We start from the raw sequence: 15,705 nt of genomic DNA, 5'->3' as shown, positions 1-15,705 counted from the left end.
CAATTGATTTTGACCTATCTTTTGTGAAAGTAGAACCAGTTTTTTTAGTTGGTGAATAATTAATCTCTATGAGAATATTGTTTGGTGTTTTGTGTCTGGGGTTTTTCCTGATAAATGATTCTTATTCTCAAGATGATAGCTATGATCCAAAAAAGGACATTCAAAATATAAGTCTTTCACAATGGACCACAGATGACGGTTTATCTTCTAATAATGTTACCAGCGTTTTTCAAGATTCCAGAGGGTTGCTTTGGATAACCTCCTTCAATGGAATAATGATTTTTGACGGAGAGCGTATCGAGATTTTTGATATTAATAACCTATCAATTCTGGAAACAGATGGTTTTTATACCACAGTAGAAACCAAGCAAGGTGTAATCTATATTGGATCACAAGGTAGCGGATTGGTAAGGTACCAAAACGGCGAATTTGAGTTGGTAGGTGTGAATCAGCCCAATCTCCCAAAATCTTTTCCTTCCCTTTGTGTGGGTTCCAACGGTATACTCTACGCCGGAAGTGACAATCAAGGGCTTTTCAAACTTGAAAATGACGAGGTTAAAAAAATCAACGTCCAAGGCTTGAACAAAAGCACCATCACTCGAATCATAGAAGATGAAGAAGGAAAAATATGGGTTGCCACAGAAGGGCAGGGCTTATTCTGCTTGGTCGACGAAAAGCTGGAAAAGCAATTTACTGTAGAAGATGGCTTGCTCGATAATTATATTGAAGGCCTTGCTTGCTCTATTGATGGTCTGATGATCGCAAGTACAAATGGATTGCAGTATATCGACACAGAAGGATCACTCCAAACCGTTGATGAACTAAGAAATATATATATCAATAGTTTGCTTGTAGATGAGTGGAATTCGGTATGGGTCGGTACTGAAATTGGACTGGCCAGATGGAATAAGGCTCAGGATAGGACAGATTGGCTATTAGAGAAGGGAGGAGTAGACTTAGTTCGTATTAGCTCATTGATCAAAGACAAGGAAAATAGTCTATGGCTCTCATCCAGTCGGACAGGGCTAATCAGGCTCAAAGAAAGTATGATGAAAAATCTGTCTGAGCCCAATCTCTCAAGTGATCGTGTCAACATCGTACATCAGTCATGGGATGGAAGTTTCTATATTGGAACCGACCAAAATAATATTGATGTGTGGAATGGACAAACGCTATCCAAACTACCACTGAGTACAAATTTGAGAGGGAATGGAATTAGAGACATATATCATGATTCCGATGGTTCTTTTTGGCTTGCCACTTATATAGGTATGATTTATAAGAAAGGTAAAGAAGAGAAAGTCTATTCTACAGAAAATGGCATGCCAGCCAACAACTTTAGAACTGTTCTAAAAGATCGCGAAGGTGTTTTTTGGTTTGGTTCAAGATCAGGCGGGCTAATCAAATTCAAGGATGGATCTATACAGGAAGTCCTAAATAAAGATAATAAACTTCAATCCGACTTCGTGTTTAGCGTAACCGAATCAGCCGAAGGAAGGATGTATATAGGTACGCATAGCGGTGGGCTGACAGTGATAGAGACGGATGGTAGAGCTACTACCTACAATTTGAAAGATGACGATTCTGGTATACTTCTATTCAATATTGATATGCTTACTGATCGAACCGCCTTGATTACCGCCAATATCGGTCTTATTTATTTTGATGGAGAAAAATTGACGTTAGTGGATTTGGTTTCAGATAGAAGAAGTAAGACGTATTTCGACCTGGTTGACGACAAAAAGGGTAGCCTTTGGGTAACCTCAAATTTGGGAATCCTTCAAATTTCTAAATCAAATTGGCGTAAGTATTTAAATAGAGAAATAGAGCAGCTGCCTTATCAATTGTTGGATGAAAACAATGGGATGAATAATAGAGAATGTACTGGGGCTACGAGATCTCTAGGCTCCGACGAAGGTGAGATTCTGGTTCCAACTCTCGGCGGTGTTTGTATAATTAACCCTGAGAAAGTACGAGAGAATGGTATTATCCCGGAGGTTAGAATTAGGAATGTGGTCGTCGATAATCAATCTTTCAATCCAGAGGCTCCTGAAGCCATTATAGAAGCAGGCGCTTTACGCTACATATTTGATTTTGCTGTCATGAGCTATACCGCCCCAGAACGAAATCAATTTAGATATAAACTTGAAGGATTTGACAAAGATTGGAGTGAGTCGGACTACATAGGTAGTGTGGAATATACCAATTTAAGGCCGGGGAAGTACACTTTTAAAGTAATCGGTGCAAACGAAAGCAATATTTGGAATACCGAAGGCACCAGTTTTGCATTTATAGTCAAGCCATTTTTTTACCAGACGTTTTGGTTTTACCTATTAATATTGGTCTGTATTGTAGTTGTTTTCATTATTATATATCAATGGAGAATCTCTTTTATCAATCGTCAAAATGTCGAACTCAAGAAGGTGAATGCGGAGCTTGATCGATTCGTCTATAGTGCCTCCCATGAAATCAGATCCCCGCTATCATCCATATTAGGACTTATCAACCTTGCTCGAATGGGAGATGCGGAAAAACGAATGGACTACTTTGATCATATTGAGAAAAGTGTAAATAGGCTTGATGAATTTATTCATGATATCGTTGACTATTCTAGAAATGCTCGCCTCGGTATAGAAGTAGATAAGATTGATTTTGAATCAATGGTCAGTGATATTATTGATGATATAAGTCACACACAAAACTTTAGTAAAATTGAACATTCTCTCAACTACGACTATACTAAAGCGTTTTATAGTGACCCAAAACGATTGAAAATTGTTCTCAGCAACATTATTACCAATGCATTCAAACATCATAGACCAGATAAAGTAGATCAAGCCATTGTCAATTTGAGTATAACCGACCACGCCACAGGCGTAAAAGTAGTAGTGAAAGACAATGGGCCAGGCATTGATAAAAAACATGGCAAAAAAGTGTTCAACATGTTTTATCGCGGCACCAGTTCAACCGAAGGGTCGGGTCTTGGGCTTTATATAGTAGAGGAGACTCTGGACAAAATACAGGGAGGTATAGATGTACAGACGGTCGTTGGAGAAGGCAGTGTTTTTACTATTATTCTCAAAAACCTTGAGGTGATGTACAAAAAGTTGGACTAAGTATTCGGACAGCTTGTTCTTCACGCAGCTCTAGCCGGTGAACTGTTATTAGTAATTATTTCGATAAATCGTGATACAGGATGTAATTTTAAATTAAAGAACTACCTTTGTATCTGGAATTCAGTAAGATTCATTCCGCATTTGTCCATTCACTTATTAATTGACAATTATGTATTGATTTTATTTCTTCCAAAAGCAAGTGATGTTCATTTGTTTTTCATGATAAATACAAGATATGTCCAAATCCCAGAATAGCTTCATCAAAAACCAGAAGGCCAAGAAAAAGTTACTTAAGAAGAAAGAAAAAGAGGAGCGACGAAAGGAAAGACAAGAAAACAACAATAAGGGAGGTGAATTGTCAGATATGATGGCATACGTAGACGAGTTCGGGAATATATTATCTGAGCCGCCTGAACCAAAACCCGAAAAAAAGGAAGATAAAAAAGATTAGATTCCAACGACTAAGAATAACAAAAGAAATTTTTTAATAATTTAATAAACAATGCAAGGAACAGTAAAATTTTTCAATGACGCCAAAGGATTTGGTTTCATTAAGCCATCAGATGGAGGAGACGATATTTTTGTACACACTTCAGGTCTAGTGGATGAAATCAGAGAAAACGACGAAGTTGAATTTGACACCGAAAGAGGTAAAAAAGGTATTAATGCAGTAAACGTAAAAGTTCTGGGTTAATCCTACTTTTGATATCAGACAATATTGTCAAGGCAAGTTTTAATCGACTTGCCTTTTTTTGTGCCTTTTCTACAGCATTCTGGTTTGGCCTCTGAATAGCATCTTATTTATTGACTCACTGCAGACTGTTTCAACAGCTTGATTTAGATAGTAGACATTGAGATCTTGTTTTTGGAAACGTATTAGTGGTCAAATACCTCTTTGATTTTCTCAAAATTTAATGGTTTTGGTAGAAAATCTGTTACGAATGGATTCGCCCTGGCATTGCGAACATCATCCTCATTCTGTGTAGAGCTTAATACATACACCTTCACTTCTTCATGAATCCGTTGGTCCAACTTGGAGAATTTATCAAGGAATTCCCATCCATTCATTTCTGGCATATTGATATCTAATAAAATAGCATGTGGCAATTCTTCATTCACCTCTAGACATTTTATGAGAAAATTAAGACCCTCAGAACCGGTAATAACAGCTTTGGAGTCCAACGAAACTTCCGATTTTTTAATGATGGTTTGATTTACAAAATTAGTGATCTGATCGTCGTCAATTAGTAAGATATAGCTGGTTGCAATCATTCAGTTAGGTTTAGCGTGAAGTAAAATGTACTGCCTCTTCCAGGTTGAGACTCAACCCAGATTTTGCCCTTATGGAGTTCAACAATCTTTTTACAGTTAGCTAATCCGAAGCCTGAACCAGGGTAAATCGATCTGGAGTGCAGTGTTTTAAATATACTAAAAATACGCTTGCTGTTGACTTGAGAAAAGCCAATTCCATTGTCCGAGATCGTAAACTCCCACTCTTCATTTTTTATTTGATTAGCAGATACTTTGATAACGGGCTTGTTACCCACCTTTTGAAACTTCAGCCCGTTAGATATCAAATGAAATAGCAACTGATAGATACTAGAAGGGTAGACCATCAAGACTGGTAAAGTTCCAACGATAAGTACCTCGGCATTTCTGTTGTCGATTTCGTCATGCAAATCCTTGATTACGTTTTCCAATACTGTACGACAGTCTGTCCACATGACTGGCCCTAGCTGCCCAATACGGCTATATTGATGTAGACTGGCAATTAGTTGACTCATTCGCTGTGAGGCCTCATCTATGAGTACCAGGTATTTATTGCCCATGGCATCAAGTCGGCCTCCATATTCATCATTTACAAGCCTGACCAGGCTTTGTATTATATGTAATGGTTCTTGTAGATCATGTGAAGCCGCATAAGTATATTGTTCGAGGTCATGTTTATTGCTTCTTAGCTCAAGTACATTTTTTTCCAATTCTTTTCGATTGTCGGTCAATGCATCGTAAACAATCTTTACAATTAATGTTGTAAAAACAAGTGAGGCAAAGAGAATCCAAATTGGACTAATTAGTTGGGATACAATGTTGCCGTCGTACTCCAACCGAAGCTGCCATTTGCGGTCTGCAAACTGTAGCAATCCTTCCCGCACGTTGGAATCCTCGATTCCCAACAAGTGACTCCCAAATAGCTCTTGATTTTCTGACTCCGCCGTGATGACCAGATTTGCTTCTTTTGGCAAGTCAATATCAGCAAGAGCTGATTCTATAAGATGATTCATGAGATAGACACCTTCAATTAACCCATCCAATTCAATGTTATTCTTGTTGAAGATTGGAACGAATACAAGTATCGCTTTATGGGGAGTAGTTTTTTGAATTATTGTTATCACGTCGGAGCCGGACGCATTTTTAGTACTGATAGCCTTTTGAATAGTGTGTTGACGGGTAGGACTTGAGTTTCCGGGATCGAAACCGAATGCTGCCTCATTTCCTTCAAGCGGCTCAATGTAGTAAACTGGATAATAAACGGGTCTGACTTCTGCCCTTTGGGCTTTTCCATCAACTCTTGTGAAAATTTCAAAATTTGGATATCCGTTCTTTCGAGTGGTAGTTTCAAAAGAGTCTCTTTCATGTGCACTCACAGCTGGTACCCATTCTATCGCTTGAATACTTCGAATATGGCTTGTGTAATACCTCGCATTATTGGTAAACTCCGCACGTGTCCAGCCCTGATAAGTTTGATAGCTAGCGCGCAGGGCATATAGAGAATTTAAATTTCGGTCGATCTCACTTTGAATGTTACTTTGTATGCTGGAATAAAGATTTCCGAGTATTCCGTCGCGTTTTTGATGAATAGACTGGTTCAATGAATAATAGAGTCCAAAGGAGAAAATTACTCCGGATAGCAAAATCAGCACACATATAGTGTGAATCTTGGGGGACGAGGTTGGCATGTTTAAATATAATCACTGAAGAATTAGGAACTAATTTCAGCGTGATAAAATGTTGTTTAATAATTAAAAATATTTCTTAGACTATCCAGGTTGAACGATATTTGGAGTTCCGAATGAAACGTAAAGAAAGGTTGCTGCTAAATGTTTGAATTTCGGTGTATAGGTATTCATTTAGTCAATTATGAAAGCTAACGTCTTGATATATAATGTTGGGAATGAAGAGCGCCTTGCTTTTCTTATCTAAGAAACCAGGACTAGGCGTCCCCACCAATTTCTGAATTTAAATTATATTCTTGGCGGACTTTCCAGAATCCTATCGGCTTTGGATTGCAGATCAGCCCTATGGTTATTTGTCTTTTGTTAGCGATTATTTCTTCAATGCTTGGTACATATATATTCCAATTGTTCCGAAAATAGTAAGGAGAAAGATGGGTAAGAAAAATATTCCTAGGCCATCTTGTTCATTCAGAGCAGTTTGAATAGTTCTTATGCTTATATAGAAAAAACTTGCGGAAATTAGCATATTTAATGTTCGAATAAGTTTTGTTGCGATTCGGTATTGGCGTTCAGCATTTTCTTCAGTTATTTCTTTTGGGTAGTTAAAAATATGGGGGAATTTATTTAAAATGAACATTGAAATATAACTGAATAACCCCAGTGCGGGCATCGACCAGATAGTGTTTTTTTGACTGAATCTATCCGGTTCCCCAGCTGCGTTAAAATGTCTTGGAATTGCATCTGGAAGCTCATTGAAAAAGTAAAGAGGCCATCCAATCATCAGGATAATAAAAACTGCTCCAATAATTTCTATTATGTAGTCTGAAAAATCTAGTTTAATGTTAATCTTCGGTCTTTCCATTTTGTAGTTGATTATAGCTAACATCTAGGTAAGCTCAGTGAGCATATCTCTTCAAATTGATTCTAAAATTACTGTTTTACAATGAAATTTATTCATAGCTCTGTTGGCTCATTGAACTTAATGTTTGTTATGAGTATTAAGTCTTTTTGTAGCCTTTCCTAAAAATGTAACCTGACCCTTTTTCGGACAGTACTAAATTCAAATTTTTGTACAATTTATCTGTATTATTTTGCCTTTTAAATTCATTTTGGGATAGTCTTCCCAGAGGTTTATGAGGATGATTTTCATTGTAATCAAGCCTAAATTCTCCTTGATCAATCATTTGTCGTTTTTTTAACTGGCCTATTTTTAGGGAAATCTATGGGAAGTGAGAGAGAAGCGAATAATCTACTGCGACATGTGTTACATACTTAAATAATGATTTTTCTTATTTCATAATATTCCCTCTTAATCATATATATTACTAGAGTAACTCACTTAATATCAACTAATATGAAAAATTTAAACATTGCCTTAGTTCTTATTCTCGTTTCAAATTCACTTTTGGCTCAAAGCTTTATGCCTGAATTTGGACAGCAATGGAATAAGAGAGGATATGTGATCAAAAATGATAATTCTAGAATGGAAGGCAAAGTAACTGCAGGAATGGTGGGAATGAATGGACTGGTTTGGATCGTGCTCAAGGATACCGTGACAGACGTCAAAACCAAATTCAAGATTGCTGATATGAAAGAAGTAGGTATTGATGCTCGAACCGGAACGAAAGCGGCGGCTTTAATGAGTGCTGTTGAGAATACTAAGTCTATAAAACAGATGGCAAATACTGATTATAAAAGCATACTCAATGCAGATTATTATATCTATCGAAGGGTTGTTGATAAAAAAGGAAAGCCAAGAATTTTACAGCTGATCAACCCAGGATTTGAAAATAAAATGCAGGTATATATTGATCCCAAGGCCAAAGAAACCGGAGGAGCCAAGCTCACAGGTGGCTTGACTGGCGGTGCAGAAAAATCATTCTATGTGACAAAGAGCAGTTCTTATGGTATTTACCTGAAAAAATCGAAGTACGGCAAGGCCATTAGCTCCGTATTCGATGATTGTCCGTCTGTTTTAGAATTTGCTGGGAAAAATCCTAAATTTTCGGACCTTGCCAAGCATGTTCATTATTATGATAACAACTGCGAATAATATCGGTCCTTTCGATCATGAGTCAATCAGACTTTTGGTAAGGATTCTTTAAGCTGCGATGTCTCTGGATAAGTCGATTTGTCGAAATCCAGAAGTCATTCTGATAGCTCCAGATCCTCTTTGTTGTGCAACGTACAGAGTATTATCATCTGCGGAGGCTATTATAATCGGTCTGTGAAACCTGGTAACGCGTACTGGTATGTGCTGGACAGTTTATTAGACGATTTTTTCCATGACCACGTAGTCAACACCGCCTTTTGAGAAGGTGTTCTGAGTTGTGGTTAACCCAAAGCGTTTATAAAAGTTCGTTTTGTCTACTCTGGCATTGCACCAGATTCTTTTTAGGTTCTGAAGTTCAAGTTCGGTCATCAAATAAGTTAGGAGAGTTGTTCCGTGACCTTTACCTTGAAATTCATTTAATGTTGCGAATTTTCGGAATTGAGCTTCATTTGAAGTTATAAATGTCGAAACGATTGAAACTAGTTCTTCCCCCACAAACAACCCAAAATGTTGGCCTTGTTCGTCGTCTGGAAGTTTGACGTAATCTACCTTCTTGTTGGGCCACATTACCGAATGCCTTATATCCCATGTAGACTGGAAGGGTATGGTTTTTACTTCAGTCATGCTTCCGACTTACGCCGCTGTATCAAGCGTAGTATTTTGGTTTAGTTGAAATTTCAGTGGCAAGTTAGCCAAATCTGTAACGTGCGCTATTACAATATTCAAATCAGCTAGAATAGATCCGTGAATCTGCTGGATTTGACTAAACGGCAAAGTACCTGGATACTCAATCTTATCTAAATCCTGTAAGCATTCTTATAGCCCCAGATCCTCCTTGTTGTGCTACATATAGGGTGTTGCCATCTTCGGAGGCTATTATACCAATGGGTCTGTCAAACCGGGCTTGATTTCCGTCTCCATCGGTAGTTCCGGATACTCCCGCTTTTCCGGCTATTGTTTTAGCATTACCATCGCTATCTATCATGAAAATGACATTGTCTGCTATGGCAGTTGCATAAAAATTACCATCAGAATAAATGATAAATCCGATACCTCCCGAGTTGAGGGATAAATTCGTGAATTCGCTTAGCTCGTTGGTCTTTGCATCTATTTTTGTAATTTTCCCTGAGTTATAATCCGATACATAAATGTTGCCTTCTTCATCTAGTGTCAAGCTACTATTGTTGAATATATCAACGCTAATGGCTGTTTTATTGCCGTCCGCATCTATTTTGGTTACAGCGCTATTGACATTGTTGTTGGTATACAAATTTCCTTCTGAATCAAAATCTAATGCAATAGGGGCTAGAACGGCACTTGCAAACACGTCAACAGTACTACCATCTGTAGATACTTTTACTATTTGATTGTTATTATATGTTGCCAGGTACAAACCGCCTTGGTCGTCAACCGCCATTCCGGCAGCACCCGGTTGATTAGTCAGGTACGTGCTTACTACTTTCTCCTTGTCTATTTTATAAACACTCGACAGACCATAGTTAGCCGCAAATAGATTTCCGGAGGCATCCATCACAAGTCCATCGGCACCTTTCACCACTGCATAGGTGGTGACTACTACGTCGGATGGAATAACAGGAGGTACCGAAATACTTTCTTGATCGTCTTCTGCACTCACGTTGTTGTTGGGAGTGGAGTCAGGGTCTTCGTTATCCGATGCAATTACTTCTGCCACAATCAAATATTCACCGGATTGATTTACGGTTGCTTCTATAGCTAAATCTGCGGATGAACCATTGTCAAGAGAAGGTATTGTCCATGTGCCTGTAGATTCTGAATAAGATGTGGAGGATTCAGCGTCATCACCTATGTAGGTGTATCCCGACGGAAGGGGAATAGATACCTCTATGCCGGTGGCAGTATTTGGTCCGGCATTAGATACGCTTAGGTTTATATTGATGGGATCATCAATAGCTGGTTCGCTATTGTCCACCACTAGTGACATACTAACATCTGAGGTAAGGGTTGGATCCATGTCGTTGGAGTCAGAACTACAACCCGAAACGAAAATGAAAAAGATGAGTATTACTATCCCTGCAAGCCTAGAATTATAAATTTTTATCATGCCTTTTGTTTTCAAACAAAGGAAATAGATAAAGAAATTGAAGGGGTACTGATTTATGATTCAGGACTAATATTTGCCAACACTTAGGTGAATGGCTCATAGACGACATTTTGAAATGGTGATTTCAATTCTGAAGAATTTTTTGTAATTCAAAAAGTCAACCGCCCGATTTGTAATCGGAAGGAGTTGTTTTTACGCGTTTTTTGAATGCGTCATTAAAAACAGATTTCGAGTTGAATCCTACTTTATAATAAATTTCCTTAATACTCATTTCTGACGCTGACAATAATTCTTTGGCGTCATCGATACGGAAATCATTCGTCCAGTCATTAAAATTCTTGTTGAACTCGGAATTGATCAGTTGGGAGGCCTTGTTCTTATTTATTGATAATAGCTCGGACAACACTTGTAGATCAAAAGCTGGATCTAAATAGGGTTTATCTTTGGACATGAGCGTGTCAAGATTATCTAATAAGGTATCCCTTTCATCCTTGTTTATGACATTAGCTTTTTTGCTATGCGTTGTCATTTTGTAAAAATCAGGATTCTTCATTGCAAAATACCCTAAAATATAGGTGGTGAATGCCAGGATCAACCATACCATTCTATATCCAATCACACTTAGCAAATTGTAGTTTCCCGTAACCCAGGAGAGGTAAGAAAACAACCAGATCAAGAGCGTGAGTGCAGTTAATATAAATATCGCTTTCAGATAGGAGGGATGCTGTTTGAATGAGAAGTTATTGTCAGAAATTTTGACATAGGCTAATGCCATATTTCTGTTTAAAATAAAGTAAAAGACGTTGTGGCCGATCGCCAGACCTTCTATTAAAATGAACCTGATTCTAGTCTCTTCACGCCATAAAATCTTCATCCAGTGATTGTCATCAAATAGTAAGGGTATCTCCGACAGGATAAATATAATAGCTGGTACAAAGTGAAGGAAAACGCTCTTTGTTTTCAAAGATTCCTGTACCAACAGTTTTCGAAAGTAGAGAAACATGAGTGGGCCGTATAAGAAGATAATGGCGTCTGGTAGTGCAAGAAAATTTGGGAAGGCGCTTATAATCTTAGTCTCAGATAGCAATCGACCTACCATGGTCAGTGATATCAGCAGAATAAATAGTGCTAACAACCGATTGGATTTGACGCTTCTGTTTTTGATTCTGATTAGTATCAGAGTTAGAAGAAATCCATGGATCACGCCCATGAGCAGTATTGTATTAAATAGGTTAAGATTACTCATCTCTGTTTTGTGATTGGGTAGAATGGTCTAAACAATAGTGCAAGTTGTTCACCGTTTATTTCTGATATTGTGACTTATGATGTACAACACTACCGCTGGTGTTGTGTTAATTCGTGAAGATAAAGTATCAAATTCTAAATAGCCAAATCTGAGATTTGCGCTACCTCTTTTCAAATCTATAGCTAACCTGAGATATGGTGGAGTTTGAAGAATGCAGAGAGCTCTTTTCTGCAGCTGAGCCACCATGATTTGATTACAGAATTTTGTGCTTCGTTTTATTTTTGAAGTGCTAGTAATTTAGAAACTACAATTGACCGGTCGTTATCATTACCTAAAACGCCAATAGTTTCTATTTCAATTCTGTGCAAGTGATCGTTGAGCTGAGAGCTATCGGGATTTTCTATCAGTAATTGAAAAGTACTTAAAACATAATCTTCATATTCATCTCGCGCATCTTCTGGCTCGATTCCTTTTACTCCAATTGGATCCCAATCATTCCAAAGGATTTCGTCAATAGAGTTGTATAGTTCAATTAGATGTTCAGCGTTCGTATTATTAAGGATTGATTCAATAATTGCCTTTAGTTCTGAGAATGATTCTGTAAACGGAATTCTAGATTTATTATAGTTGTCTAAGTTCCAATTTACCTTTTGTTCCAATTGAGGTAAGTCGTCAATTCCGTTAAACAAATATTGAAATAATGGATTAAGCGCATCATTATCGGAAGAGTGCTCACTATATAAATCGTTAAGCATTTTTATATGATCGACCTGTTCGGTTGATGGTTCAGTCAACAGACTTTTCAGCTTAAAAATTAGTCTGATATTCATGGTTACTTAATGAAGCATAACAATCCAGTAAGTATACAAAATCTCACTTATATGACATATGGGATTATCGGAATTATAGGGTTAGGTTATTGCTCTGTTCATATTTGTAAAAAGGGGAAGCTGAGCTTTTGCTGTATTGATTGTACCTTCTTTAACTTTGAAAATTTGTTGGTAATTTCTAACAATAACTGTATAAATGCGTATAATTGATGGGATTTACTTACATTTATGAATAACTTCATATTTGATGGTAAATACCATCATTAAACCATAAAATTAAGCTTTATGACTGGATATACCAACACAAACTGGCATGCCATGGATGATTTGTCCATCATACGAGCCATAGGGCATTTTATAAAGACCAAAAGGCTTGAGCTCAACAAGACTCAGGCACAATTGGCCAAAGAGGCAGGACTCAATCGATGGACGCTTAGCCAGATAGAAAATGGTGGTGCGGTCACGCTGCTTACGTTGATTCAGCTGCTGAGGTCATTGGATGCTTTGTACGTGCTAGAGACTTTTATTGTAGAAGAGAAGGTTAGCCCGGTAGCTTATGCCAAGATGCGCAAGCAGCAAAGGAAAAAAGCAAGTGGAGGACATAGCACCGAAGGAAACGAGGTTGCAGAGCCAGATAATTTAGGATGGTAGATGTAGCAGAAGTCAAAATATGGGGACAGGCGGTAGGTGCTGTTCGCTGGGATGCTGCCAGACAGCTGGCTAGCTTCCAGTATGAGAGCCAGTTTCTGCGTACGGGCTGGGAGCTGTCACCAATCAAAATACCGCTGAGTGGAGCGACTCGAATCTATGAGTTCCCCGAATTGATAAAAGCTAAAACTGATTCGGTGGACACTTTCAAAGGACTACCAGGCCTCTTGTCCGACGCCTTGCCAGACAGATATGGAAATCAGCTGATCAACATCTGGTTAGCAAAAAATGGCCGCACGACTAACAGTATGAATCCTGTAGAGCAGCTCTGTTTTATCGGCCGCCGTGGCATGGGTGCGCTGGAGTTTGAACCGGCACAGCTTCCAGTCAGTAAGACCGCCGCTACCATAGAGATAGACAGCCTGGTAGAGGTAGCCAGTCGCATGCTCACCAGTAAGGAGGCCTTTCATACCAACTTGAAAAAGGAGGAGGAAAAAGCCATGAAAGAAATCCTGAAAATAGGTACCTCTGCAGGGGGAGCAAGACCGAAAGCCGTAATTGCTTATCATCGATCGACTGGCGAAGTAAAGTCCGGTCAGAGCCACGTGCCTAGCGGGTTCGAGCATTGGCTGATCAAGCTGGACGGAGTGAGCGACGCGCAGTTTGGTGATAGTCGAGGATGGGGCAGAGTAGAATACGCATACCACCTCATGGCCAAAGCCTGCGACATAGAGATGACAGAGTGCCGACTGCTTGAAGAAGGAGATCGAGCTCATTTTATGACTAAAAGATTTGACCGAGAGGATAATGGCGCAAAGCACCATATCCAAACGCTGTGCGGTATACAACACTATGACTACAATCACCTCAATGCTTATAGCTACGAGCAGCTATATCAAACCATGAGATTATTGAAATTGACTTACCCGGAGGCTGAGCAGATGTTCAAAAGGATGGTGTTCAATGTGCTTGCGACTAACTGTGATGATCACACCAAAAACTTCTCTTTTAGAATGAAAAAAGGGGAGCGATGGGAACTGGCACCTGCCTACGATGTCTGCTACTCCTACGATCCATCCAATATATGGGTGAATCAGCAGACCCTGAGTGTCAATGGCAAACATAGAGAGATCACCAAGGCTGATTTGATGTCGATTGCGAAAACGAACAATATAAAAAAGGCAGAGCAGACCATCGATGAAATCAATAGAGTAGTCATGGACTGGCAGACTTTTGCAGATCAGGCCAAGGTAGGGAAGCGACTGAAAATGACCATTCAGGAGAACTTGCATACTCTATGACATAGGGTTCGTAAAGTAGAGATTTGGATGCCATAAAGTTTTATCTTAGCTACTTACCTCAGATCTATTCCAATGAAAAAAGTCATTCTAGTATTATTCATTCTACTCAGTAGTCAGCTGCAAGCGCAAGAAGCCGGTCAGCTGTACAAAGTCACCCTGCTCAGAGCCAAACCCGGAAGTTTGCTAGAGTTGATTACTCAAATCAAAAGCGATTTGGACAAGTACAAAAAAGAGCAATCTTATTTGCTGAGGCATAGTCAAGGCGATCATTGGGATCTGATGGTTATTTATACAATAGAAAGCATGGAGGTCTATTTTTCTTCTAGCCAATCTGAGCAACGTCAGCAGTCTGTCACGCTGGAGCAGCCATATGGAGATGACTTTTTTGATCTGGTTTCCTTTCAGGAGGAGGCAATAGTCGAAGGGCCAGACAAAGATACTTTTGATGCTGCGATGCAAGGATATGACCTATTTCACATCGAGATATTTACCGCGCTTGCTGGCAAGCAGAAGGAGCTACTTCAACAGCGGAAGGCTGAAAACGATTTTTATGCCGGGATCGACCACCGTCCCAACTTCATTTTCACCCGAGTGTTTGGTCCCTCCTGGGATATATTTACTATCGGATGGTACAAGGATCTGCATGACTTCGCCGGCCCTGCCGTACCCTTCGAAGAAGAAGATAAGGCGGCCAAGGCAGCTGGTTTTGAAGGTGTGAATTTCATCGGCAGTTATTTGCGATCTCTACTACTAGAGCACCATGATACCTTTGCCGGAAAGGTGAAATAAGTTTGATTTAATAATAAGTTGGCTCTGGTGAGAATCTAACTTGGCAAATGGTTCTATCCGACCACAGAATTGTTAATCTTTGCACTTACATATCAATAGCGATTAATCCAGCATGGCGACCAGTAAAATTGAAACATTTAAGTTGAAAGCAGACGAGGAGTACATAGAACTCAACAACCTGCTAAAATCGCTAGGCTGGGTAGCCACAGGCGGAGAGGCCAAAATCAGGATAGATCAACAGGAGGTGAAGGTCAACGGCGAAATAGAACTACGTAGGAGAAAAAAAATGCGCGCCGGAGACACCGTTAGCTTCGATGGACAGGAAGGTAAAGTAGAATAACATGAATTTTCAAACTCCATTAGGCCGATTGAGATTTTTGGCCATATTAGAAGGGATCAGCTATCTATTGTTTGCCATCACCATGCCACTCAAGTATTTGATGGAAATCTATCAACCCAATTTTTATGTAGGCATGGCGCATGGTTGGCTTTTTGTCGCCTATGTCTTGATTGCTTTTCATAATATATACATCCATAAGTGGAACCTGACGCAGTCTTTTCTGGTATTGATGGCCTCATTAGTCCCGCTTGGTACATTTGTACTGGATCACAAAATGCTGAAGCCGATACAGCAACGCAGTAAGCCTGTGCAGTAAACTGGGCCATCTGGCCTGCTGGTTAGCAA

Annotated in this window: 16 protein-coding genes; 9 read left to right on the top strand and 7 right to left on the bottom strand. The window is 39.2% G+C overall.

Going from position 1 to position 15,705, the window contains the following annotated elements; genetic code table 11:
• Positions 1 to 68 precede the first annotated feature (68 nt).
• The 3 genes from ABJF11_RS12405 to ABJF11_RS12395 all read left to right on the top strand — a co-directional run bounded on the left by ABJF11_RS12405 (position 69) and on the right by ABJF11_RS12395 (position 3,810).
• Positions 69 to 3,116 carry a two-component regulator propeller domain-containing protein gene (locus ABJF11_RS12405; RefSeq protein ID WP_348120184.1) on the top strand — a complete coding sequence of 1,016 codons (3,048 nt, stop codon included), beginning with the start codon at positions 69 to 71 and terminating at the stop codon, positions 3,114 to 3,116.
• Between the two features lie 235 nt (positions 3,117 to 3,351).
• Positions 3,352 to 3,567, top strand: coding sequence for a cold-shock protein (locus ABJF11_RS12400; RefSeq protein WP_348120183.1), 216 nt, complete (start codon positions 3,352 to 3,354; stop codon positions 3,565 to 3,567).
• A 51-nt stretch (positions 3,568 to 3,618) separates the two neighbouring features.
• Positions 3,619 to 3,810, top strand: coding sequence for a cold shock domain-containing protein (locus tag ABJF11_RS12395; RefSeq protein ID WP_084370440.1), 192 nt, complete (start codon positions 3,619 to 3,621; stop codon positions 3,808 to 3,810).
• 182 nt (positions 3,811 to 3,992) lie between these two features.
• On the opposite strand, the gene ABJF11_RS12390 is transcribed toward ABJF11_RS12395, so the two are convergent.
• The 3 genes from ABJF11_RS12390 to ABJF11_RS12380 all read right to left on the bottom strand — a co-directional run bounded on the left by ABJF11_RS12390 (position 3,993) and on the right by ABJF11_RS12380 (position 6,932).
• Entirely contained in the window at positions 3,993 to 4,388 is a 396-nt protein-coding gene (locus ABJF11_RS12390) for a response regulator (protein ID WP_348120181.1), read from the bottom strand.
• Positions 4,385 to 6,073 (bottom strand): CHASE domain-containing protein, encoded by a 1,689-nt coding sequence (locus tag ABJF11_RS12385; RefSeq protein ID WP_348120180.1) that lies wholly within the window; start codon positions 6,071 to 6,073, stop codon positions 4,385 to 4,387. Before ABJF11_RS12385 ends, ABJF11_RS12390 begins: the two co-directional genes overlap by 4 nt.
• A gap of 367 nt (positions 6,074 to 6,440) precedes the next feature.
• Positions 6,441 to 6,932 (bottom strand): DUF1648 domain-containing protein, encoded by a 492-nt coding sequence (locus tag ABJF11_RS12380; protein WP_348120179.1) that lies wholly within the window; start codon positions 6,930 to 6,932, stop codon positions 6,441 to 6,443.
• A gap of 492 nt (positions 6,933 to 7,424) precedes the next feature.
• Here ABJF11_RS12380 and ABJF11_RS12375 point away from each other — a divergent pair, with 492 nt between their 5' ends.
• A complete protein-coding gene (locus tag ABJF11_RS12375) occupies positions 7,425 to 8,123 on the top strand; it encodes a hypothetical protein (protein WP_348120178.1) in 699 nt (232 codons plus the stop codon).
• Between the two features lie 216 nt (positions 8,124 to 8,339).
• Here the strand turns inward: ABJF11_RS12375 and ABJF11_RS12370 are convergent, their stop codons facing one another.
• From ABJF11_RS12370 to ABJF11_RS12355, 4 genes are all read right to left on the bottom strand, one after another.
• Positions 8,340 to 8,747 (bottom strand): GNAT family N-acetyltransferase, encoded by a 408-nt coding sequence (locus ABJF11_RS12370; protein ID WP_348120177.1) that lies wholly within the window; start codon positions 8,745 to 8,747, stop codon positions 8,340 to 8,342.
• A 169-nt stretch (positions 8,748 to 8,916) separates the two neighbouring features.
• A complete protein-coding gene (locus ABJF11_RS12365) occupies positions 8,917 to 10,206 on the bottom strand; it encodes a hypothetical protein (protein WP_348120176.1) in 1,290 nt (429 codons plus the stop codon).
• A gap of 157 nt (positions 10,207 to 10,363) precedes the next feature.
• A complete protein-coding gene (locus ABJF11_RS12360) occupies positions 10,364 to 11,452 on the bottom strand; it encodes a helix-turn-helix transcriptional regulator (protein ID WP_348120175.1) in 1,089 nt (362 codons plus the stop codon).
• A gap of 275 nt (positions 11,453 to 11,727) precedes the next feature.
• Positions 11,728 to 12,282 (bottom strand): hypothetical protein, encoded by a 555-nt coding sequence (locus ABJF11_RS12355; RefSeq protein ID WP_348120174.1) that lies wholly within the window; start codon positions 12,280 to 12,282, stop codon positions 11,728 to 11,730.
• 285 nt (positions 12,283 to 12,567) lie between these two features.
• On the opposite strand from ABJF11_RS12355, the gene ABJF11_RS12350 reads away from it, so the two are divergent.
• The 5 genes from ABJF11_RS12350 (at position 12,568) to ABJF11_RS12330 (ending at position 15,676) form a co-directional block, all read left to right on the top strand.
• On the top strand, positions 12,568 to 12,933 hold the full coding sequence (locus tag ABJF11_RS12350; RefSeq protein WP_348120173.1) for a helix-turn-helix transcriptional regulator: 366 nt from the start codon (positions 12,568 to 12,570) through the stop codon (positions 12,931 to 12,933).
• The gene (locus ABJF11_RS12345) at positions 12,927 to 14,231 is read left to right on the top strand and encodes a type II toxin-antitoxin system HipA family toxin (RefSeq protein WP_348120172.1); all 1,305 of its coding nucleotides are present in this window, start codon (positions 12,927 to 12,929) and stop codon (positions 14,229 to 14,231) included. The genes ABJF11_RS12350 and ABJF11_RS12345 overlap by 7 nt, the downstream gene beginning before the upstream one ends.
• 72 nt (positions 14,232 to 14,303) lie before the next feature.
• On the top strand, positions 14,304 to 15,020 hold the full coding sequence (locus ABJF11_RS12340; RefSeq protein ID WP_348120171.1) for a hypothetical protein: 717 nt from the start codon (positions 14,304 to 14,306) through the stop codon (positions 15,018 to 15,020).
• Between the two features lie 112 nt (positions 15,021 to 15,132).
• Positions 15,133 to 15,360, top strand: a complete 228-nt coding sequence (locus ABJF11_RS12335) for an RNA-binding S4 domain-containing protein (protein WP_348120170.1) — start codon at positions 15,133 to 15,135, stop codon at positions 15,358 to 15,360.
• A 1-nt stretch (position 15,361) separates the two neighbouring features.
• On the top strand, positions 15,362 to 15,676 hold the full coding sequence (locus ABJF11_RS12330) for a DUF3817 domain-containing protein (protein ID WP_348120169.1): 315 nt from the start codon (positions 15,362 to 15,364) through the stop codon (positions 15,674 to 15,676).
• Positions 15,677 to 15,705: the final 29 nt, after the last annotated feature.

The organism is Reichenbachiella sp., assembly GCF_039941815.1.
Classification (GTDB): Bacteria; Bacteroidota; Bacteroidia; order Cytophagales; family Cyclobacteriaceae; genus Reichenbachiella.
Note: the sequence above shows the minus strand (reverse complement) of the source record. Positions and strands in the feature narration are given on the sequence as shown.